Genomic DNA, 19,947 nt, shown 5'->3' on the forward strand with positions numbered 1-19,947 from the left:
CGACTTTATTCAAGAAGAGAAAAGAATAAATGAGACTTTTTTATTACTGAATGTGCTTAAAAGCATTATTGAAATAAAAAAGGCGCTATCTGCGTAGCAGAAGCGCCTTCATTAATACCTGTTACAAAGACTAGAAATGTAGCTCTAGCCCAGCAAATACGCCGTCAAACTCCATGTCGGCATAAACATCGTCTAAGTCTTCAATATCAACTGTGACGTTTCTGTAACCTAGTTGCACCGTCATGTCTATGGCAATACTTTCGATAAAAGAATAGGCAACAGCCACTTGATAATCACTTAACTCATGATCGTCAAAGGACAAGTAGCTTCCTTCGGCATATGCAGACAACCCTGTAAACGGTAAACCAACCTGAATTTTTGAGTAAGCCATTGGCACAATGCCTGAGAAATCTGCAGACCCTTGCGTCGCACTTGCTCTATCGTTTACTAGCAATGCACCATCGATGTATTTTGCATTGATACCTAAATCGAAACTTACCAAGTCGTTATCGAACAACTCGTAGTAAAGAATAAGATCGGTAGAGGTTAAATCAATATCGGTAGCAACTTCGCTGTTTGCCGTATAAAGCTGACCGTCAAAAGTAAAGCTAGAGTCGAGTGTTGTTACACCTGAATTGTCTAGAGTTGTTTGGTTTATCTTAACATTCGGTAAAAAAGGAACCGGATGCTCTAGTGCGATATACACCGACGAATTGGTTTCATCGTCAAAACTAAAGTTTGCCGTATTATTGGTATCGGCAAAGCCACCTGACGTGTCGGTTTGCCATGCCTGAGCCCCAACATAAACCCCAGCGATAGTATCAGCGTGTGAAGATACAGATACCAGTGCGCATCCGAGTGCGGCAACTAAAAGACTCTTTTTCATTCATTATCCTTGATTAAGAAGTTCAGATATTTCGATAAGTGCTGCATTGGCGCGAGAAATATAGTTAGCCATTACCAATGAATGATTAGCTAACATGCCAAAACCGCTTCCATTTAAAATCATTGGGCTAAACACTGACTGCTGTGTGGCCTCCAACTCTCGAATAATTTGCTCCATACTGACTAGCGCATTTTTATCTTTAAGCACGTCATAAAACTCTATTTCAACGGCTTTCAAAAAATGCAGTAAAGCCCATGACGCACCGCGTGCTTCATAAAAATTATCGTCAAGCTTCCACCAGCTTGTTTTGACCACACTTTGCTTTGCCACGGGTGTAGATTGGCGAGCATTTCTGTCACCTGCCAAGTCGGTGTTGATTCTAGCAGATCCAACGCTGGCACTTAACCTTTGCGAGTAGCTTCCCAATCTTTTTTCTACTTGCTTTAACCACTCTCGTAAATTATCAGCGCGGGTGTAAAACTGGCTATCGCTGTTTCGTGTGCTCGCTAATTCCTCTCGGTATTGCTTTAGAAGCGCGATACCGTCGGAATAACTCGATTCTGATGAAGGTAACGCCCAGCTTTGATGATCCATATTAAACTTGGGGTGAGCCTTTGTTAAATAGGGATTTTCCACTGATTGAGACTGAGAACGACTGAAGTCTTTTCGCATAGATAAGGCTAAATCGCGGATCATTTCCAGTGCCCCGAATTCCCATGCAGGCATATTATCAAGCAAAACACCGGGTGGAATGACGTCGTTAGACAAGTAACCGCCTGGCTTATCGAGCAAGGTTTCTGATACATCAATCATTGCGGTGGTAATTGTATAACCAGCAATTTGTGTTGGATTCTCTACAGTAGAAGATGTTTTCAAGCGGTCTTTAATATCATACGTATCAGGCGATAAGCTCCAGTACCATCCTATAAGCCAGAATATAATGACAAGTAGCACAGCGACAATCGCTATCCGTTTCGCGTTAATTGATTGTCTCATATAAACACCAACCTTCCTTTTTTACACAAAACAGCCGACCTGAGTCAGCTGTTTGAATTTTTATAATGACGAGAGAAATACTAACCCCAATAACGGGTATTCCCTATATGACCACTTTTTAGTACCTGAATACAACTTAATTCGATTTATGATAACTATAACGTATGGTGCATATTGTGCTCATTTTTCTGCGCGTATGATGCAGTATTGCGCTTTTTCAATGCATATAGGGCAATTGCAATAACGATGATAGGCCAAAATGCACTGACACCTGCCAACAACAATGCAAATAATACCGCGCCAAGGGCGAGTACCACAGTACCCACTACGCTCAAGGCGACAACAAACCCAACAATAGCCAACACAATACCCACTACAGAAAACACTGCTATATTCTCCCAAGGACTCAGCAATTCATCTGACATCACTAAATGCATTCCTAATGCATCCTCCACCACACTGCCGAGACAATTCATCAGCACGATGGCAATAACCAACGCCAATAGAAAATTTTTCATTACGCTAATCTCGGCAGTAAAATAACTGCTGCAAAGTACGCAAGTAAGATAATTACAGGCATGAAAACCAGGGCTGCAACTGCAGCGCCACGTACCCAGACTGCGTCAATGTCAAAGTAACGCGCAACGCCTGCACACACGCCCGAAATAACACCTGAATCTAAATCTCTATAAATACGTTTTTGTGATGACAATTTCATGATTTTCTCCAACAATCTTTTATTTACTTAGCTTTTATTGAACTAGCTTGTACGACCTAAGCGTTTACCACTAGAAAGGACTTAGCGACTGCGCCTAAACCATTAGGCGCTTGTTTAGCGCTTAAGCTACTTTTATTAACGCCTAAGCTACTTTTTTTCTCTTGAGTTCCGCTAACTCTTGTTCAATCGACTCATCCGCTTCTAGTGCCTGAAACTCTGCCGATAGTGATGCCGCTTCACCTGATTTAGTAAGGTCGTATGCATCAACCTGTGCCTCAAGGTAGTCAATACGCTGTTCGTAGTTTTCAAAACGAGACATGGCATCATCAATTTTGTTCTCGTGATCGGCCTGCTTCACTTTTAAACGGGTTTCAGCAGAATGCTTGCGCTGAATGAGCACTTTTTGTTTCGCTTTGGCCTCTGCCATTTTGGCATTGAGGCGAGAAGTATCATGTTGAATTTTTTCGATACTCTCAGCTAAGTGCGCTTCTTGTTCCTGCAACGAGGATAACTTAGCCACGTACTTTTGCTTTTCAACCAAGGCTGCTTTTGCAAGAGACTCTTTGTCGTTATTCATTGCAAGCTGCGCTTTACCCTGCCAGCTAGCAATTTCTTTATTCGTGTTGTCAATTTGACGCGCTAATGTTTTTTGTTGCGCGATATATCGAGCCGCGTCAGTACGCACTTCTACCAAGGTTTCTTCCATCTCTTGAATGATGAGACGAATAATTTTTTCAGGATCTTCTGCTTTGTCTAGCATTGCATTGATGTTGGCCTGAACAATATCGTTAATTCTTGAAAACATACCCATAATTATCTCTCCATAAAGATGTTGGCGAGTTACCAGCAATTAACTATCAAGATTGATGCGACGCTGACTTCTCTATTTCATTTTTGAAACTGTGGTTGGACACTGTAATTAACTGGGGAACTGTTCCACGTGTAATCACACTCTCCTGACGCTTTACTCATATAGGTATTACAATAGACGTGCCAAACCTTTAAAATATTGATAAATATGACTTTTTATAAAAATATGCATAAATCGGTGTTGTCCGAGGTAACTAGGAAACGATAATTTAGTATTTTTAACCACTCTTATTGTGAATTTAACCACATTGTTTTTGAGGCGCATATTCTTAGTCTCACGGCTTATATCGAGGTGCAGGTGTTAAATATGCACTCGGGCATAAAACGTTCTCGTGCATACTAGGTGTAGGTATGGGTGCTATAGGTGTGAGTTACTTATTGTTAGGCAGAGGCTGAGGTCTTATTTATTGGTGTGTTAGGTATAGGTGTATTAGGTATTGGTATATTAGCTATCGAAGTATCGTATCGGTGACAGCGAGGACTTGACTGCTGTTTAATGAGCCAGTTTATAAGTGCTATGACGAAAACGAAAAAAGCGCCAACGGCGCTTTTTAAAATTCGTGATTTTTCTGGAGGCTTTGCTGTTAACTATCTAGGTAACTTTGCTGATATCTAGTCAGCATCTTTTCCCTCAATATCTTTTACATCTGCACCTTTTACATCGTTATCTTTTAAAAAAGCACCGGCATTATCTGAGTCATCGTTAGTTGAGGCGATGTCGGTAACGCTTACACTTCCCATATGTTGGGTGCGAGCGCCGTCTAATTCAAAATGGTAAGACGTATTAGCCACTGACTGATAAACATCTGCAGATAGCTCGGTTGTCGTCATCGTCACTGCGGTAGTTACCATGTTTTGTAACAACGAATTGAGCACTGACTCTTGTGCGCTAGCTGCACCGCTTGCCATGCTTGCTGAAAGTAAAGTTGCTGCGATTAGTGAAGTTTTCATAATTTCCCTCGAAAGTCTTGTCAGTACAACAACACGTTGTCGTTGTGATATAAGACATATAGCGAGAGGTGTGCCAACTTCTTAAAATTAGCTTAAAGCAATGATTTATATACTTAAAATAAAAACTAAATATTAAGCTGGCTGAAAAAACATATTGAGCAAATATTAAACTTTAGTCAAAGACACTAACCTGTTAGTTTTTTTGACCACTGCTTTGACTATCTTTTTGGCTATTGTATTCGTCCAATTCTCGTTGTGCTGCCTCTACGGCACTCAACGCATTCATTAGCAAATGAGGATCAGGAGACTTTCCGGTACCGTTTTGGCTTAAATAACGACGCCATATACGACCACCAGCTTGCCCCTGAAATAAACCAAGCATATGGCGCGCTACATGCCACGGTTTGAAGTACGCATCTTCTTTGCGCTCAATGTGGCTCTCAATATATTGCTGCATTTTTAACACGGCTTCGCGTCGTGAAATACTTTTTGCCTGTGCATCACCAAATATTTCAGTGTCTACGTTAGCCATAATATACGGGTTTGCATACACTTCCCTGCCAATCATCACACCATCTACACTTTCCAACTGTGTTTTGGTATCGGCTAAGGTTTTTACACCGCCATTAATGCTGATTGATAATTCAGGGTGGGTTTCTTTTATGCGATGGACTCGCGGATAATTTAACGGCGGAATTTCACGATTTTCTTTAGGGCTTAACCCCTGAAGCCATGCTTTTCTTGCATGTACAATAAAAGTATCGCAACCAGCCCCAGCCACAATATCGATAAAGCGAGCAAAATCTTCGTCCTCATCCATATCATCAATACCAATACGACACTTCACCGTTACCGGAATATCGATCTCGGCCTGCATGGCCTTTACACAATCGGCCACCACATCAGGCTGCGCCATCAAACACGCACCAAAACTGCCGTTTTTTACTCTGTCGCTTGGGCACCCTACATTAATATTCACTTCGTCGTACCCGCGTTCTTGAGCCAACACCGCGCATCGTGCCATGTCAGTTGGATCGCTCCCTCCGAGCTGCAGCGCTAGAGGATGCTCCTCGGTATTAAAACCAAGGTAGTCTCCCTTTCCAAAGATAATAGCCCCCGTCGTTACCATTTCGGTATACAGAAGAGTGTGCTTTGAGAACAATCGTAAGAAATAGCGACAGTGTCTGTCTGTCCAATCCAGCATTGGTGCGACTGAGAAACGGCGGTCGAGAGTTTGAACGGTGGTATTCAATTTAAGCCTTTGTTTTATATTGATAATATCTAATTTCTTGAGTAAAGACCAAGTGCGGTATTTATCCCTTTAATTCCTTATTTTCACTCTTTCGGGGGAACTGAAAAGCTTCTTCGGGGGAACTGCTTTTTATTAAGGAATAATTTGATGGCGCATTATAGCATTTCAAAGAGAGTTAGGAAAAATCAAACTGTTTACTGTGCGAGGGTTAGAAATAAAGAGTCTGGAATAGTGACTTTTTCAAAATCGAAAACATTTCAAAATAAGGCCGCTGCAATGAAGTGGAAAAGTACATCGAAGTATTCTGCGACTCTGTTATGAAGCAAGTTAAGGCTGCCTACATGTTCGAGCAAAGAGTGCGAAAGCTCGTACTGAACTCTATAACGGCTCCCTTTCTCCCATAAAAATGTTGGACATGGATGTCTGATTGTTCATTAAAAGTCAACGTTCACTGTTAGTGAACACTTAAAAATAATGAACAACAATTGCAATGCTGTTCATTATTTCGTATCGTTCAATAATAGTGAACATAAAAAATAAGTGAACAAATGGATAACTTACTAGCCGAAGCTGCGAAACTGTTAGCCGCGAATATCAAGCTAAATGTCACTTATACGCATCACAATACACAAGATGCTCAGGTAACGGACGGACAGCTGACGATCATTCACGGAAACCAGAGGCATACTTGGTGTGTGGAAGAAAAAGAGAGACTTACTCGCCACAGACTGCAAAAACTTCAACTAGCAGAAACAGTTTTTAGCGACAAAAAAACGCTTATTGTCACAACCTATATCAATGAAAATATTGCCGAGCTTTGTCGGGAGTTACAAATCGATTATCTCGATATGGCGGGCAATGCGCACCTCAACATACCTCCTTTTTATATTGATATCAGAGGCAAGAAGCCACCTCAAGAGCATCAAATACAACACGCGCGAAAGCTAACTGGAAAGGCGTTTCAACCTAAAGGCATGAAACTGATCATGATGTTGTTATTAAAGCCTGAACTTGTTAATCAGCCAATGCGGGTACTTGCGGAGCAAGCTGAAATTGCTTTAGGTACGGTAAAACAAGTTTTAGATGACCTTAAGCAACTCACATTTATTCTCGACAAAGGGAAAAAGGGGGCCGTCCTCAACGAAAAAGATCTGCTTCTAACGAAATGGCTAGATGCTTATCCACACAACATGGAAGCAAAACTGGAGCAAAGGCTATATGTTCCTCAGGATATTGAGCAGCTTCGTAACGCACCGCTAAATAAGTACGGAGCAATCTGGGGCGGAGAAGTCGCCGCCGATGCCTACACACATTACCTTACCCCCAAAACATACCAGATATATGCTGATGCTGAAGCACATAAAGTCCTATTAAAAACTTTCAGGCTACGCCGACTACGTGCTGAAGAGACAGGCGTTAATATACTAAAAATTGTAGAGCCGCCTGTAGTGCTTGAAAAAATTAAAGGCGCATTGCCTAGCTGTGTCGCTCCACTATTAGTATATGCGGAACTAATTAACAGCGATGATCCTCGCAATCTTGAAACCGCAAAAAGGATTTACCGTGACTATCTCGCTTGATGTATCAGAAAAGCTGCCCAAAGGCCTTGTCGAGGCATATAGCCAAATCCATGGTATTGCCGCAGAGCTAAGCGTCCCGTTGCTAATTGTAGGGGCTACTGCACGGGATATTATCTTGGTTCACGGCTATAACGCCGCAATTGAGCGCGGTACGAAAGATGTGGACTTTGGTATCGAGGTGCAGGATTGGGGGCATTATGAAATGTTACGAACTGCACTGATAGAAGCAGGATTTACACCGCATTCGAAGAAGGCACATCAACTAGATACGACTGACAGTGACGGCTTGCCTTGGGAAATCGATCTGATTCCGTTTGGTGGGGTCAGTGATGATAACGGCCAGATCGCTTGGCCGCCCACACAGGATTTTGTCATGAGCGTGCTAGGGTTCTATGAAGTTTATCAAAACGCTTGGGAAGTTACCCTCATAAAAAGCCCCAAAATTAGCGTAAAAGTAGCATCTCCCTCTGGAATATTGTTACTGAAACTTATCGCCTGGACTGAACGAGGTCGTGAGTATCAGGGAAAAGACGCTATTGATATCTATTATGTAATAAAACACTACAGCAAAATTCCTGCAGTTGTAGATGCGCTTTACGAACGAGATTATATGGATGTCCAGGATTACGACATTATGAGAGCCACCGCAATGATGCTAGCGGACGAAATCGCGGCTATCGCAAAGGAAAAAACATTGACCTACATAAAGCAGGCTTTGCTAGACAAGGATAGTGTCTTAGAGCGTCTTAAGGTTGATATAACGAAGCATACTGTCGCAGGTTATGAAGAAGTCGACATACTCATAGAGATTATGAAAGGTAGGCTAGATGGAGGATAAAACCATCGGTTGTTTCTGGATATAGACGTCGGTTTAATTATCCTGAGAAACACCATGAGAATACAACAAATTAACGATAGTTAGGATCGGTGAAAAAATAAGAAGACGCCGGAGAAAAGCCGACGCCTTTTAAGTAGCTTTAGATTAAACCTAAGTGACCCGCGTGAAACTCAAGGTGATCTTCAATGAAAGACGCAATAAAGAAATAACTGTGGTCGTACCCTTCATGCATATTGAGCGTAAGCTGTGTGTCAGATTGCTGAGCACCGTGCACTAAGGCTTGGGGTTTAAGCTGCTCCTGCATGAACTCATCGCTTGTCCCTTGCTCTACTAGCAATGGAATACTGTGGGTCTTACTTGCTAGCAACAAGGCTGAGTCGTATGCTTTCCACTGCTCGGTATCCTCACCAAGGTAATGGCTAAACGCTTTTTTACCCCATTCGCACTCAGTAGGATTTGCCACAGGACTAAATGCTGACACTGAAACAAACCGATTGGGGTTTCGCATACCGATAACGAGGGCACCATGTCCGCCCATTGAATGACCGCTAAGTGCACGCTCCTTCGTTACCGGAAAATTGCTCTCAACCAACGCTGGAAGCTCATCGGTAATGTAAGAATACATGTTGTAGTGTTTATCCCACGGGGCTTGTGTAGCGTCGAGATAAAAGCCAGCTCCTAGTCCAAAATCATAGGAACCATTTTCATCGTCGGGAACGCCTTCTCCACGGGGAGAAGTATCTGGTGCGACAATCGCCATACCAAGTTCACTCGCCAACTTCATAGCGCCAGCTTTTTGCATAAAATTCTGATCAGTACACGTTAGCCCCGATAGCCAATACAGCACTGGTACTGGTTTTTCTTTACTGGCGAATGGCGGTAAAAATATGGCGAACGTCATTTCGCAATTCGTAGACTTTGACGGATGACTATAACGAAGGTGGGTGCCTCCAAATGCTCTGTTTTCGCTGATAAGCTTCATTACCGCTCCTTTATTCATGATTTTTGTACCTTTATTGACGAATCAGTAAAGGCTCTATCGGATTTTAGATCAAGTTCGTTTACACTAAGCGCCTAAATTTTGAGGTAAGTACAATGGTTAAAGCACTATTGCATCATATTGTCGGCACGATTTCTGTTATTTTCTATTTTGTTAACACGGTAATTTGGGCTACCCCTATTATCGTATTATCGGTATTTAAACTTATCCCAGTGTCGCAGTGGCGACGCTTTATCTCGTATCTTCTCGATACCTGTGCAACAGCGTGGATTGGCGTCAATAACATTAACCAGCGTATAAGCAGCGGCACTACCTTTCACGTAAAAGGTTTAGAACAACTGACTCGTAACGACTGGTATTTAGTGACTGCGAATCACCAGTCGTGGGTAGATATTCTTGTTCTTCAACGGGTTTTCAACCGCAAAATTCCATTTTTAAAGTTTTTCCTCAAAAAAGAACTTATTTATGTGCCTATTTTAGGCTTGGCATGGTGGGCCCTCGATTTTCCATTTATGCGCAGATATTCAAAGTCATTTTTGGCTAAGCACCCTCACTTAAAAGGTAAGGACATGGAAACTACTCGCAAAGCGTGCGAAAAATTTCGCTCTAAGCCTGTGAGTATTATGAATTTCGTAGAAGGTACTCGTTTCACGCAATCAAAACACGACAGACAGGCGTCGCCCTTTGCGCATTTATTAAAACCAAAGGCTGGCGGTATTGCATTTGTGCTTTCGGCAATGGGAGAGCAACTGCACAAACTCATTGATGTCACTATCGACTACCCTGGTGGCGTGCCCACATTTTGGGATTTCGTGAGCGGTAGAGTGCGCGATATTCGTGTGAATATAAGCGTGATGCCTATTCAAGAAATTATGGACAGTGGCATATTCCAAGACACTTACTTCGATGACCCTCAGGTTCGTGTCCGTTTTCAAGCGTGGCTTAATGAACGCTGGCAAGCAAAAGACAACCTATTAGAAGAATTAAACGCAACGCAGAAGCCTTTATGATCCGTAACATTCTCGCTCCCATTACCTTTGTAGTTCATATCACCCTGCAATTACTCAATTTAGCCTTTTGGGGTGGTCTTATCATCACATTAGGGCTAGTAAAACTACTACTCCCTAATGGCAAGGTTAAAACGCTATGGAATAGTGTGATGCATGGCCTTATGTTTAGTTTTGGTCGTCTTAGCGTTTTACTTATTCGCCTTTTTAACAACATCGACATTGAATATGCGGTGCATGGCGAACTTGCTAAAGACAGGTGGTATTTAATCATTGCTAATCATCTAAGCTACCTCGATATAATTTTGCTTATTGAATTTGCCACCAAGCGTATTCCAGCACCCAAGTTCTTTTTGAAAAAAGAACTAATATGGCTACCCTTTGTGGGTTTAGGGGCATGGGCGTTAGATATGCCTTTTATGCGCCGATATACTCGCGCGTACATTGAGAAGAACCCGCACAAGAAAGGTAAAGATTTAGAAACAACGAAAGCGTACTGTGAAAAATTTAGAACCGTACCCACTACGGTAATTAACTTTGTTGAAGGCACTCGGTTTACCCCGCAGAAGCACGCGTTAAAGAAAAGCCCCTATACACATTTATTGCCGGCAAAAGCGGGAGGCGTTTCTTTTACTTTAGCCGCCATGGGTGAATTATTTACTAACGTTTTAGATATTTCATTGCTATACCCACACAATAAAAAGCATCCGATGATGGCCATGCTCTGCGGCACTATGACGAAAATTGTCATTGACGTCAACGTAGTGTCGGTTCCAGAATTGCAGCAGCACTCAACGCGCAATGAATCAGAATTCCGTCTTTATTTCCAAGATTGGTTGAACGACCTGTGGAAAAATAAAGATTCACGCATCAAAAACCTTTTGGAGTCTTGATTGATGGAAGTAACTACCTCTGTTCGCGATACGTTTGTACATCTAGTACACGATGTATTTCCGAACCTCACAACGGGTGAACCACTTTATAACGTACTTGCAGGTGGCTGCATTCTACTATCCGCTGTGATTATCTATGTTTTTGCTCGCTTGTTAATCAGGCCGCAAATAGCGCGCTTAGTGTATAGATCGAACAATGTTTGGGATAACGCGCTGCAGGAGTACGGCTTTTTCAGGCGTTTGATGCACTTGTTTCCAGCGTTATTTATTTACGTAACCACGCCGCTACTTATTGACGAAGAGGCTGTTCTCTTCGGCCTAATGGTGAAAAGTTCGCAGCTATACATGCTGTACAGTGGACTTCTCGCGCTTTATGCCCTTTTGAGTACCGTGGAGTATGTATACAACTCCTCTGCACTGGCTAGGCGCGCGCCTATCACAGGCTTTATTCAGGTAACAAAGCTTGGGTTCGCTATCGTTACTATACTCCTTTGTATATCGCTGATTGTTGACAGAAGCCCTCTGCTCATAGTGTCTGGCCTAACTGCAATTGCCGCCGTACTTCTTTTAATATTCAGAGATACCATTTTAGGTTTTGTCGCCGGAATTCAAATTGCAGCAAATCGCATGTTCAATACGGGCGACTGGATTTCTATGCAAAAGTATGAGGTTGACGGCGAAATCAAGGAAATAGGACTTACCAACGTCAAGGTACAAAACTGGGATAAAACCATCTCTACCTTACCTACCTATAGCTTAACAACAGAAGCCGTAAAAAACTGGCGTGGGATGCAAGAGTCTGGCGGACGCAGAATTAAACGCGCCATCCACTTAGATGTGCATTCAATAAAGCTTTGCGACAATGAAATGTTAGAGCGTTTTTCCAAAATTCGCTATATCAATGATTATATTGAGAAAAAGAAAAACGAACTGCAGGCTTACCACAGAGACTACTCAATTGATGAGTCAGACTTACTGAACAGTCGACGTTTGACTAACATTGGAACGTTTCGCGCGTATTTAGAGGCTTACTTGAGAAAGCACCCTCACATTCATCAAGAACTCACGCTAATGGTAAGACAGTTGCCGCCTACGGAGCTCGGATTGCCACTGGAGATTTATTGCTTCAGCGCAAGACAAGAATGGGTGGATTACGAAAAAGTACAGGCTGACATTTTTGACCACGTTATGGCCATGCTTGAGCCTTTCGACTTGCGAGCTTACCAACGAGATAGCCACTTAGGCGCACTGGTGAATAGAAGCTCCGAGTCGCCTAGCCCTTGATAAAAAATCCAGCTAGAGGCAACATTGAAAAATAAAAAAACCGGCATTTGCCGGTTTTTTTATTTGTTTGTGTTGTTAAGCCAGTGCATAACTCATCAAAAAGAAGATGACCAAACCAGTAACACCGAAAAAGCCATACTCTACTTTTTCTTGCATACCTTCAGCACCCGCTTTCGCTGTAATAAAGCCCATAATGATGCTGCTAAGCCCAAGCGTAAAGGCAATTAGCGCAACACCGAACATAATTGCATTAGTCCAATCAGCCATTGTGTTAACCCCTTAATTTAATTGGCCGTATTATGCATGAATTAAACCCTATTGAACATATTACAGTGAGGTTTAATTTTGTACTTTGCCCACAAGATTGATCTTAGTCAAAATAGCTATTTTATTATTGTTTTGGCCAAAAAATTAGGGAGCTCGTTAAACCCTAAAAAACTTAAACTTATAAACCATTGAAAGTATTAACTTTAAATAAATGGCATCGGCATTGCTACGTCTATAACTATTAACAAAGATAAATAGATTTAAGAAGAGACAACGCGAGAGATATAAAAGCGTAGGTGGTAGTTAGATTCACTATCGTATTTACGATTTATCTCAAAATAGCGTTTGCTCACCCATACACAGTTTAATTTTCGTTACGTCACGATTAGGGAATTTACAATGTCGAACACGTTTTTACTTTCAGTTACTGTTGCCACAGCACTAGTGAGTGGCCAAGCTATGGCCCATGATAATAGTTGCGATATCGAGCTAGATGGTCAGATTAAGTACTATCAAGGCAATCTCACTGTAGATATGGAAAATGGGTCAACACTCACCATCAATCCAAATCGGGACCTGTCGATAAACGGCGAGTCGGTAGCGCTTAATAAAGAGCAGCAAGTTTACGTTAACGACTATTACAATAGTATCGACACTGCTATTCCCATGACATTAACTATTGCCAGTGAAGGTTTAGAGGTTGCCAGTGTAGCCGTAACAGAAGTATTTGGTGAACTACTTGGCAGTGACAGCGGCCTAGACAGTGACTTTCAAGCACTCTTCGATTCTCTAGATCAAAAGCTTGCTCGTTCGTTTTATGATGATGCTGGCAATATACGTATCGACTCAACACAGTTTGATGAGCCTGGCTGGTTTGACGAAAGCTGGGAAGCCGAGTTTGAAGCGCAGATAGAGTCTCTAGTCAGTGAATCAATGGGCCGTATTCTTATTGCCCTTGGTACACAAATGCTGTGGGAAGGAGGCGATATGTCTGAGTTTGAACAGAAAATGGAACGCTTTGGCGAAGATTTGGAGTATCGTTTAGAAGCAAAAGCCGCTTCTTTGGAAGAAAAAGGCGAAGCTCTTTGCGACGTTCTTAAAAAAGCAGATTATGCAGAGTCTAAGATGCAAGCCTCTATTGCCGGGCTTGATGAGCTAAACCTTATCGATTTAGACAGTCACAGCAAGATGAAAATGTAGGCTTAGCCACACCTTTTTCCTAGTTTAACTGCACTAGTCAAACATAGTTAACATCTATCCTGACACGGAAAGCTGGTGAAATAACCATAGCGCTTACCGACCAAGCCGAACATATAATACATATGTTCGGCTTTTTGCTTTTACGCCAAAAGGTTTAAATACTACACGCATGGAGTAAGTCGTTCTTTGCCTGATATACTAATAGCCTAGATACAGTATTACATAGGCTAGGGCCGTAGCACTTTAACTTGGACGCCAGTGCTAAAATACAAACATCTTAATTATAGGCATGAAGGACACGTAACAAATGCAGAAAAAAATAGTGATTACCGGTTACGGCTGGATGGCAGGTTATTTAGGCAATGCGTTATTAAGTAGCGATAGCCCTATAGACGCACACGTGGTGGGCACTACCAGAAGTGACGAAAAGTTGGTGCAAATGTCTAAGCACAATATTACAGGTATTAAGTTTGCACTTGGCGATGACACTTCACAACTATGCCAACACATGAAGGATGCAACCTTCATTATTAACATTCCACCGGGTAGGCGTAGCACTCAGCTAGACGGCTTCACTCAGCAGGTTATTGCCCTTATTAACGATGCGGTTGCGGCAAACGTGGCGCATATTATTTTTGTAAGCACCACATCGGTTTACGGTGACAGTACTAACCAAACCCTCACAGAAACCAGTGCCCCCGCTCCTGAAACTGCATCGGCAAAAGCACACGTAGCCATAGAAGAACATCTTGCCTCGTTGTCATCTAAGGTGAATTACACCGTGCTTCGCTTGGCAGGCTTAGTTGGCCCAGACCGTCACCCTGCGCGCTCATTGAGCGGCCGTGAGTTACCCGCGGGTAATAAGCGAATTAACCTAGTGCATATCGCTGACGTTGTTAAGGGGTTGCTCGCGGTTATTGAAACGCCCCCACACAATTGCACACTGCACTTGTGTAGCGCACTTCACCCTAAACGCGGTGAATATTATTCTCGCGCTGCATCAGCATTAAACCTGCCTTTGCCACTATTTTCTGATACTGAATCTGAGGCAATGGGCAAGGTAATAGACGCTAGTGCAAGCTGGCAGGCGCTTGATATTACACCAGCCTATGCAAACCCAGATGATATGTATTGATGAATATGTATTGATGAAGCACTGGCGCTTTATACGACTGTGTCGTCCTAAAAACTGTTAACGTATTTCAGGGCGGGACCGAAAAATTAAAAAGGGGGTAGCAACTGCTACCCCCTTTTTTTGATGTTAATTTTATCTTTTAATCGGCTTACCCGCTAAAGCGTTGACACTTTTGAGGGCGTAAAGGTATGGGTAACCTGTGGCGTTTAACCGAACAGACTAAAATTAAAGTACTTCACCGCTACCGTGTTAACAAAAATAACGAGCAAAATAACCGGAATGAAGGTTTTCAGTGAAATGTCGACGTATTTCTCAAACCAACTTCCTCTATAGTTATCGCTGCCTTCTTCTAGCGAAGCATTGAAATTTGCAGTCTTCCAACGATAGGTAACGAATAAGCAAATCAGCAGTCCGTTAAGCGGCAATATGGTTTCGTAGAAGACGTCAATAATCACATCAAAAAACGATTTATCGGCACCGGCGTAACTTACGAACGTTGTCAGCACGTCGATTTTTCCGAACGACAGCGCGCTCAATATGGCCAATACAATCATGATGCTGCCTAGCGATGTAAGAGCCCACTTACGACTTACCCCTTTCTCATCCATTAATGCAGCAACGGGTACTTCAAAGATAGAGACCAATGAGGTAATCGCAGCAAAGAACACTAACAAGAAGAATAAACTGGCCACTACAGATGCGCCTAAATAACCGATAGACTCTTGTAATGCCAAGAATATACTCGGTAAATAAGTAAATATCATGCCTACCGACGATTCACTTAAGTCTGCTGGGTCTATCTCTGGGTTAAAAGAGAATATTGCAGGTAGGATCATCAAGCCTGCGGTAAACGCAACGGCGGTATCCATTAAAGCAACAAGTTTTGCCGAATTAGGAACGTCTGACTTTTTGTCGATGTAGCTACCATAGGTAATGAGAATACCCATACCTAGTGATAGTGAGAAAAAGGCTTGTGCTAACGCGCCGTTTATCACCGATGCATTCAATTTAGAAAAATCAGGCACAATGTAAAACTTAACGCCCGCCATCGCATTGTCTTGAGTGAGTACAAAAATCACCAAGCCAATAAGCATAACGAACAACGCTGGCATCAGCAGCTTCGCTGCTTTTTCAATCCCTTCTTTAACACCGCCTTGCAGTATTAAGTAGACCACGCCAACAACAACTGCCATATACGCAAAAATAGACGGCGAATTGATGAATATCCCAAACGTGTCGGGATTAGCCAACTGGTCTAGGTTACCGCTAACGGCTTCATATAAATAACCGAAAATCCATACGGTGATCACCATATAAAACACGGCAATCATAAATGGGGTAGCAATGGCTAGCCACCCTGCAAGCTTCCACTTTGTACTGTTATTGCTAATTGCGCTGTAGGCGCCCAATGGATCTTTTTTAGCATGACGACCCACTGACATTTCAGCCATCATCACAGGTAAGCAAATGGCAAAAACGAATATGGCATACATTAATAGAAATGCGCCCCCGCCATTTTTTGCTGCCCCTACTGGAAAGCCAACCAAATTACCAATACCAACTGCAGAGCCTGCAGCTGCCAAAATAAAACCTATGCGCGATCCGAACTGTTCTCTGGCCCCGCTCATATCCCTTCCTCTTGTTGAGTTATTGTTATGTTTATTAGGATGGTATGTTTTGAAATGACTCGCAACGGCGTCAACGCCCAGTAGTTCTGACCATTTAAGAGTATTGTAGACTCTATAGGCCAATCAATACGCTGCACCATACCCAAGAAAGTATGGTAACAGCAGTGTAATAAAAAGTCTTGATGTTGGACTCAACGAAATAGTAACAAAGCGTATTACCAAGTTACCACTTCACCGTCCCAGTCTATAAAATGGCAGGATTGGTCGCGATCTAGCTTAGATACGTGGGTAAATAGCTGATCGGCTGTAAAGGCTGGCGTGAACAGTTTCTTCTCTGCCACGTTTTTCTGAAATGGTTTTGACAACTCGGTGTCTACTGTACCTGGGTGGTAACACACCAACATGGCATTTTTCACTCGGCGCTTGTATTCAATGGACGCGGTTTTAACCAGCATATTAAGTGCAGCCTTAGAAGCGCGATATCCATACCAGCCACCAAATCCATTATCGGATATGCTGCCAACACGAGCGCTTAGGCAAACGACAGTGGCATGACTTTTATCCATTATGTTCACTAGATGCTTTAGCCACAAAGCAGGAATAATTGAATTCACGGCAAAATAGGAAGCCAGTGCGCTTTCGCTCATATCTTCTAAACGCTTCTCAGGGTTTACTCCTAAGTCGTCGTCTTTTAATACGCCTGTCGTCACAACCACATTATTCAGTTTGATGCCTTGGCTTTTCAGTTCCTCTACAAAAGCAGAAATGCTAGCTTCGTCATGCTCTGCTATGGTTTTTGCGGAGACGTTATCAGGCCAACTGCTGTCGACGTATCCGCTTCGACTTACCGCAATAACCTCATCGCCATTATCTGCAAATCGACTAACTAACGCATTACCGATGCCGCCTGAGGCACCAATTATTAGTGTTTTACTTGTCATTGGGCTCTCCTGGTATACAGCGCTCGCAGCTGCGCTTTTTGCCTGTTAATAAATAAGAAATTGTGTATCTGTGTTTAGCAAAAATGTTGTAAAAACCGTCGGCAATAATACGAATGCCAGGCCAACGCAAAGGCGCATAAAGCCAACCAACGCCTACTGCTTTCCACGCTTCATGGGTAACATCTAAGCCAGTTATCAAGGTTCCATCCTCTCGAAGTGCATGAATTCTTGCATTCAATGCATGCCAGTCTAATGTGGGGTAACGCTCACTAAAATCTGGCTCTTGTATGTCAACGAGTGTTAATCGATTGTGCTTGTCTCGCTTTCTCAAGTGCTTCATTTCAGTCATGCACAGCGGACAATAGCCATCATAAAAAATAATCACTACAAAACCTCAAGTTAATTGGAAACGTACTAAAGCGCACGCAGTATGTATTTTTGTATTTGTTATTCGTTTATACGCTAAAAAAACATGCTTGGATGACTTGAGTTAGACGCAGGTGGAACCCACACTACAGTCATTGAAATTGAGAGGTTTAATCATGGCAAATTTACAGGTCGCCACATTGGCAGGCGGATGCTTTTGGTGCATAGAGTCAGCGTATAATACCGTTGAGGGTGTTGAAAAAGCGATATCGGGGTACGCCGGCGGCGAAGAACCGTCACCTTCTTACCAATCGGTATGTGGTGGCAGTACCGGACATGCTGAAGTGGTACAAGTTACCTTTGATGCAGACACCATTGGCTATCGCGAGATATTGGAAATCTTTTTTGCGCTGCACGATCCAACGCAGCTTAATCGTCAAGGTAATGATGTAGGCACGCAGTATAGAAGCGCGATTTTCTATCACAACGAAGGGCAAAAAGAAGAGGCGGAAAAAATAATTGCTGAGATTACCGCTGAGGAAATTTGGCCCAACCCCGTCGTTACCGAGGTGGTTGAAGTGAACAATTATCACCCGGCCGAAGACTACCATCAGGATTATTTCAAAAATAATCCGCAAAATCAGTATTGCTCGATGGTACTGGCGCCCAAACTGGCGAAGTTTAAAAAGACATTCGCATCGCGACTTCGCAAAGACGTTTAAATAAGTGACTAACAATTTAAGCGTCTAATAACGTAAACGCTTAATAGACAAAAAGGGGCAATCATTGCCCCTTTTTAGTTCCTACACAAAATCTATAAGATTGGCGAAATTAGATACCCTTCGCTTTTGCTGCATCCACTATTATTACGCGCTATTCATCAACCATAGACAATCAATTGATTTAATCTACCGCTTTTAATCGAACGTCGACTATTGAAACCAAGCGTCGTTCAGTGGCACCGAGAATAACAGCGGCGCTAAGTCTTTGTACTTTTCTTCATCAGCTTTGCACGAGGCATTTTTTAAGTAATTCTTTTCCCATGGGTCGTTTATAATCCACAGTATATTTTCTATGGTCACTAGCCCTTCCATCGACGCATTATCCATCACGTAATCTTTGCAGGCTTCAGTACCTTTCACCATAAAAGTAACGGGTACTCGTAGTGTAGGTTGCTCACCTGCCACATCTATTATCCATAACTCGTCATCGTTTCTCGCCGCAGCAATCAGAAAAGCGCGGTCATTAACCTTGTGTAGCGTCAATCCGTTAATAGGGTGATTGCCCGACGGAAACTTAGGTAATAAAAATGCGGGTTCTTTAACTACGGCAAAGTCTGTCGTTGAAAAAAAGTTTTCATCAACATTTACGCTAAAAATACGAGGCTGATCTGCGATATCTTTTTCTAACCCCAGGTACATGGTTCCATCTGCGTCCATCGCGATGCCTTCAATACCGTCATTTGGGAAGTTGCCTACGTTAAATGACGCTGGAAATTGCAGTGGACGAACATGGGTCATTGCAAAATCGCCGTTGGCTTTGCGCGCCAAACGCACTAGCAATGTTGGATAATCTGTTGAACCTGTAGTGCTATATTTTGACTCACAGCGGGGGCTAAGTGCACCGGTTCGTGTGGCATCTTCAGTAACGGTGTAAATAACGTTGGCGTCTCTGGGGTCTACTGCGAGTGCTTCTAAATCAGGTTCGGCACTTAGGTAATTGTAAAAGCAGCTTCTTCTTACTTTGGTTGAAAAAGAAAAGGTACTGCTTGAAGACAGCAGCGTTGATGTGGCGGGGTCGATGCTGTGCAATTTTAATTGCTGGCTTTTGTCGGCGCTGGCGTCTGCTATTGTTAAAAGCTTATCGTTAATCGCCACCAACCCAGATGTTTGTGGGTCAAACATCACCTTGCCATTTTGTTGCGTTATCCAGTTTCCCACCGTAATCACGGTCAAATCTTCTTTTTCAGGGGTAATAATGACCTCTTTTGTCTCACTGCATGCAGTTATAATTAGTGCAGTAACGCAGATAAGCAGCGCATTTTTTAGCATCAAGATAGTTCCTTTTTTGGCAGTGGTTTACAGTACAAAGCCATAGTGAGCCATGCAAAAAAATAGATTAGATGGCGCACGTTT

21 protein-coding genes are annotated in these 19,947 nt (G+C 42.7%); 8 read left to right on the forward strand and 13 right to left on the reverse strand.

Features of this window, described 5'->3' with window-relative positions:
- Nucleotides 1-130: 130 nt before the first annotated feature.
- The 7 genes from JV36_RS0104855 to dusA all read right to left on the reverse strand — a co-directional run bounded on the left by JV36_RS0104855 (nt 131) and on the right by dusA (nt 5,625).
- Nucleotides 131-886 carry a TIGR04219 family outer membrane beta-barrel protein gene (locus JV36_RS0104855; RefSeq protein WP_032095574.1) on the reverse strand — a complete coding sequence of 252 codons (756 nt, stop codon included), beginning with the start codon at nt 884-886 and terminating at the stop codon, nt 131-133.
- A gap of 3 nt (nt 887-889) precedes the next feature.
- On the reverse strand, nt 890-1,882 hold the full coding sequence (locus JV36_RS0104860; protein WP_032095573.1) for a DUF2333 family protein: 993 nt from the start codon (nt 1,880-1,882) through the stop codon (nt 890-892).
- Between the two features lie 155 nt (nt 1,883-2,037).
- A complete protein-coding gene (locus JV36_RS0104865) occupies nt 2,038-2,400 on the reverse strand; it encodes a hypothetical protein (protein WP_032095572.1) in 363 nt (120 codons plus the stop codon).
- Nucleotides 2,400-2,600, reverse strand: coding sequence for a PspC domain-containing protein (locus tag JV36_RS0104870; protein ID WP_032095571.1), 201 nt, complete (start codon nt 2,598-2,600; stop codon nt 2,400-2,402). Before JV36_RS0104870 ends, JV36_RS0104865 begins: the two co-directional genes overlap by 1 nt.
- A 142-nt stretch (nt 2,601-2,742) precedes the next feature.
- Nucleotides 2,743-3,411, reverse strand: coding sequence for a phage shock protein PspA (pspA, locus tag JV36_RS0104875; RefSeq protein ID WP_032095570.1), 669 nt, complete (start codon nt 3,409-3,411; stop codon nt 2,743-2,745).
- 671 nt (nt 3,412-4,082) lie between these two features.
- Nucleotides 4,083-4,421, reverse strand: coding sequence for a hypothetical protein (locus JV36_RS0104880; protein ID WP_235207774.1), 339 nt, complete (start codon nt 4,419-4,421; stop codon nt 4,083-4,085).
- A gap of 193 nt (nt 4,422-4,614) precedes the next feature.
- Nucleotides 4,615-5,625 (reverse strand): tRNA dihydrouridine(20/20a) synthase DusA, encoded by a 1,011-nt coding sequence (gene dusA / locus JV36_RS0104885; RefSeq protein WP_235207778.1) that lies wholly within the window; start codon nt 5,623-5,625, stop codon nt 4,615-4,617.
- Between the two features lie 596 nt (nt 5,626-6,221).
- On the opposite strand from dusA, the gene JV36_RS0104890 reads away from it, so the two are divergent.
- Complete coding sequence (locus JV36_RS0104890) at nt 6,222-7,253, forward strand: type IV toxin-antitoxin system AbiEi family antitoxin (protein ID WP_032095568.1); 1,032 nt, start codon at nt 6,222-6,224, stop codon at nt 7,251-7,253.
- Nucleotides 7,237-8,091, forward strand: coding sequence for a nucleotidyl transferase AbiEii/AbiGii toxin family protein (locus tag JV36_RS0104895; RefSeq protein WP_032095567.1), 855 nt, complete (start codon nt 7,237-7,239; stop codon nt 8,089-8,091). Before JV36_RS0104890 ends, JV36_RS0104895 begins: the two co-directional genes overlap by 17 nt.
- Nucleotides 8,092-8,230: 139 nt before the next feature.
- Here the strand turns inward: JV36_RS0104895 and fghA are convergent, their stop codons facing one another.
- Nucleotides 8,231-9,073: an S-formylglutathione hydrolase gene (fghA, locus tag JV36_RS0104900; RefSeq protein WP_032095566.1), complete on the reverse strand. Its 843-nt coding sequence runs from the start codon at nt 9,071-9,073 to the stop codon at nt 8,231-8,233.
- Between the two features lie 113 nt (nt 9,074-9,186).
- Here fghA and JV36_RS0104905 point away from each other — a divergent pair, with 113 nt between their 5' ends.
- Genes JV36_RS0104905 through JV36_RS0104915 form a run of 3 tightly spaced genes read left to right on the forward strand, consistent with a single transcriptional unit; the run spans nt 9,187 to nt 12,275 of the window.
- The gene (locus JV36_RS0104905) at nt 9,187-10,101 is read left to right on the forward strand and encodes an acyltransferase (RefSeq protein ID WP_032095565.1); all 915 of its coding nucleotides are present in this window, start codon (nt 9,187-9,189) and stop codon (nt 10,099-10,101) included.
- Nucleotides 10,098-10,991 (forward strand): acyltransferase, encoded by an 894-nt coding sequence (locus JV36_RS0104910; RefSeq protein WP_032095564.1) that lies wholly within the window; start codon nt 10,098-10,100, stop codon nt 10,989-10,991. The genes JV36_RS0104905 and JV36_RS0104910 overlap by 4 nt, the downstream gene beginning before the upstream one ends.
- Nucleotides 10,992-10,994: 3 nt before the next feature.
- The gene (locus JV36_RS0104915) at nt 10,995-12,275 is read left to right on the forward strand and encodes a mechanosensitive ion channel family protein (RefSeq protein WP_032095563.1); all 1,281 of its coding nucleotides are present in this window, start codon (nt 10,995-10,997) and stop codon (nt 12,273-12,275) included.
- 75 nt (nt 12,276-12,350) lie between these two features.
- Here JV36_RS0104915 and JV36_RS0104920 read toward each other — a convergent pair whose 3' ends face one another.
- Entirely contained in the window at nt 12,351-12,542 is a 192-nt protein-coding gene (locus JV36_RS0104920; protein ID WP_032095562.1) for a hypothetical protein, read from the reverse strand.
- A 399-nt stretch (nt 12,543-12,941) separates the two neighbouring features.
- On the opposite strand from JV36_RS0104920, the gene JV36_RS0104925 reads away from it, so the two are divergent.
- Both JV36_RS0104925 and JV36_RS0104930 read left to right on the forward strand, forming a co-directional pair.
- Complete coding sequence (locus JV36_RS0104925) at nt 12,942-13,742, forward strand: DUF2884 family protein (RefSeq protein ID WP_032095561.1); 801 nt, start codon at nt 12,942-12,944, stop codon at nt 13,740-13,742.
- Between the two features lie 307 nt (nt 13,743-14,049).
- Nucleotides 14,050-14,877, forward strand: a complete 828-nt coding sequence (locus tag JV36_RS0104930) for an NAD(P)H-binding protein (RefSeq protein ID WP_032095560.1) — start codon at nt 14,050-14,052, stop codon at nt 14,875-14,877.
- Nucleotides 14,878-15,083: 206 nt separating this feature from the next.
- On the opposite strand, the gene JV36_RS0104935 is transcribed toward JV36_RS0104930, so the two are convergent.
- The 3 genes from JV36_RS0104935 to JV36_RS0104945 all read right to left on the reverse strand — a co-directional run bounded on the left by JV36_RS0104935 (nt 15,084) and on the right by JV36_RS0104945 (nt 17,831).
- The gene (locus JV36_RS0104935; RefSeq protein ID WP_032095559.1) at nt 15,084-16,505 is read right to left on the reverse strand and encodes a sodium-dependent transporter; all 1,422 of its coding nucleotides are present in this window, start codon (nt 16,503-16,505) and stop codon (nt 15,084-15,086) included.
- A gap of 215 nt (nt 16,506-16,720) precedes the next feature.
- On the reverse strand, nt 16,721-17,446 hold the full coding sequence (locus JV36_RS0104940) for an SDR family NAD(P)-dependent oxidoreductase (RefSeq protein WP_032095558.1): 726 nt from the start codon (nt 17,444-17,446) through the stop codon (nt 16,721-16,723).
- Entirely contained in the window at nt 17,436-17,831 is a 396-nt protein-coding gene (locus JV36_RS0104945) for a thiol-disulfide oxidoreductase DCC family protein (protein WP_032095557.1), read from the reverse strand. The genes JV36_RS0104940 and JV36_RS0104945 overlap by 11 nt, the downstream gene beginning before the upstream one ends.
- A 157-nt stretch (nt 17,832-17,988) precedes the next feature.
- On the opposite strand from JV36_RS0104945, the gene msrA reads away from it, so the two are divergent.
- The gene (gene msrA / locus JV36_RS0104950; protein WP_032095556.1) at nt 17,989-18,534 is read left to right on the forward strand and encodes a peptide-methionine (S)-S-oxide reductase MsrA; all 546 of its coding nucleotides are present in this window, start codon (nt 17,989-17,991) and stop codon (nt 18,532-18,534) included.
- A gap of 210 nt (nt 18,535-18,744) precedes the next feature.
- Here msrA and JV36_RS0104955 read toward each other — a convergent pair whose 3' ends face one another.
- Nucleotides 18,745-19,863 (reverse strand): hypothetical protein, encoded by a 1,119-nt coding sequence (locus JV36_RS0104955; protein ID WP_032095555.1) that lies wholly within the window; start codon nt 19,861-19,863, stop codon nt 18,745-18,747.
- Between the last annotated feature and the right edge of the window lie 84 nt (nt 19,864-19,947).

The sequence above is a fragment of the Alteromonas sp. LOR genome (genome assembly GCF_000753865.1).
Lineage (GTDB): Bacteria > Pseudomonadota > Gammaproteobacteria > Enterobacterales > Alteromonadaceae > Alteromonas.

Coding starts and splice junctions, on each gene's coding strand:
- JV36_RS0104855 (WP_032095574.1), bottom strand. CDS start 886: ATGAAAAAGAGTCTTTTAGTTGCCGCACTCGGATGCGCACTGGTATCT.
- JV36_RS0104860 (WP_032095573.1), bottom strand. CDS start 1,882: ATGAGACAATCAATTAACGCGAAACGGATAGCGATTGTCGCTGTGCTA.
- JV36_RS0104865 (WP_032095572.1), bottom strand. CDS start 2,400: ATGAAAAATTTTCTATTGGCGTTGGTTATTGCCATCGTGCTGATGAAT.
- JV36_RS0104870 (WP_032095571.1), bottom strand. CDS start 2,600: ATGAAATTGTCATCACAAAAACGTATTTATAGAGATTTAGATTCAGGT.
- pspA (WP_032095570.1), bottom strand. CDS start 3,411: ATGGGTATGTTTTCAAGAATTAACGATATTGTTCAGGCCAACATCAAT.
- JV36_RS0104880 (WP_235207774.1), bottom strand. CDS start 4,421: ATGAAAACTTCACTAATCGCAGCAACTTTACTTTCAGCAAGCATGGCA.
- dusA (WP_235207778.1), bottom strand. CDS start 5,625: ATGCTGGATTGGACAGACAGACACTGTCGCTATTTCTTACGATTGTTC.
- JV36_RS0104890 (WP_032095568.1), top strand. CDS start 6,222: ATGGATAACTTACTAGCCGAAGCTGCGAAACTGTTAGCCGCGAATATC.
- fghA (WP_032095566.1), bottom strand. CDS start 9,073: ATGAAGCTTATCAGCGAAAACAGAGCATTTGGAGGCACCCACCTTCGT.
- JV36_RS0104905 (WP_032095565.1), top strand. CDS start 9,187: ATGGTTAAAGCACTATTGCATCATATTGTCGGCACGATTTCTGTTATT.
- JV36_RS0104910 (WP_032095564.1), top strand. CDS start 10,098: ATGATCCGTAACATTCTCGCTCCCATTACCTTTGTAGTTCATATCACC.
- JV36_RS0104915 (WP_032095563.1), top strand. CDS start 10,995: ATGGAAGTAACTACCTCTGTTCGCGATACGTTTGTACATCTAGTACAC.
- JV36_RS0104920 (WP_032095562.1), bottom strand. CDS start 12,542: ATGGCTGATTGGACTAATGCAATTATGTTCGGTGTTGCGCTAATTGCC.
- JV36_RS0104925 (WP_032095561.1), top strand. CDS start 12,942: ATGTCGAACACGTTTTTACTTTCAGTTACTGTTGCCACAGCACTAGTG.
- JV36_RS0104930 (WP_032095560.1), top strand. CDS start 14,050: ATGCAGAAAAAAATAGTGATTACCGGTTACGGCTGGATGGCAGGTTAT.
- JV36_RS0104935 (WP_032095559.1), bottom strand. CDS start 16,505: ATGAGCGGGGCCAGAGAACAGTTCGGATCGCGCATAGGTTTTATTTTG.
- JV36_RS0104940 (WP_032095558.1), bottom strand. CDS start 17,446: ATGACAAGTAAAACACTAATAATTGGTGCCTCAGGCGGCATCGGTAAT.
- msrA (WP_032095556.1), top strand. CDS start 17,989: ATGGCAAATTTACAGGTCGCCACATTGGCAGGCGGATGCTTTTGGTGC.
- JV36_RS0104955 (WP_032095555.1), bottom strand. CDS start 19,863: ATGCTAAAAAATGCGCTGCTTATCTGCGTTACTGCACTAATTATAACT.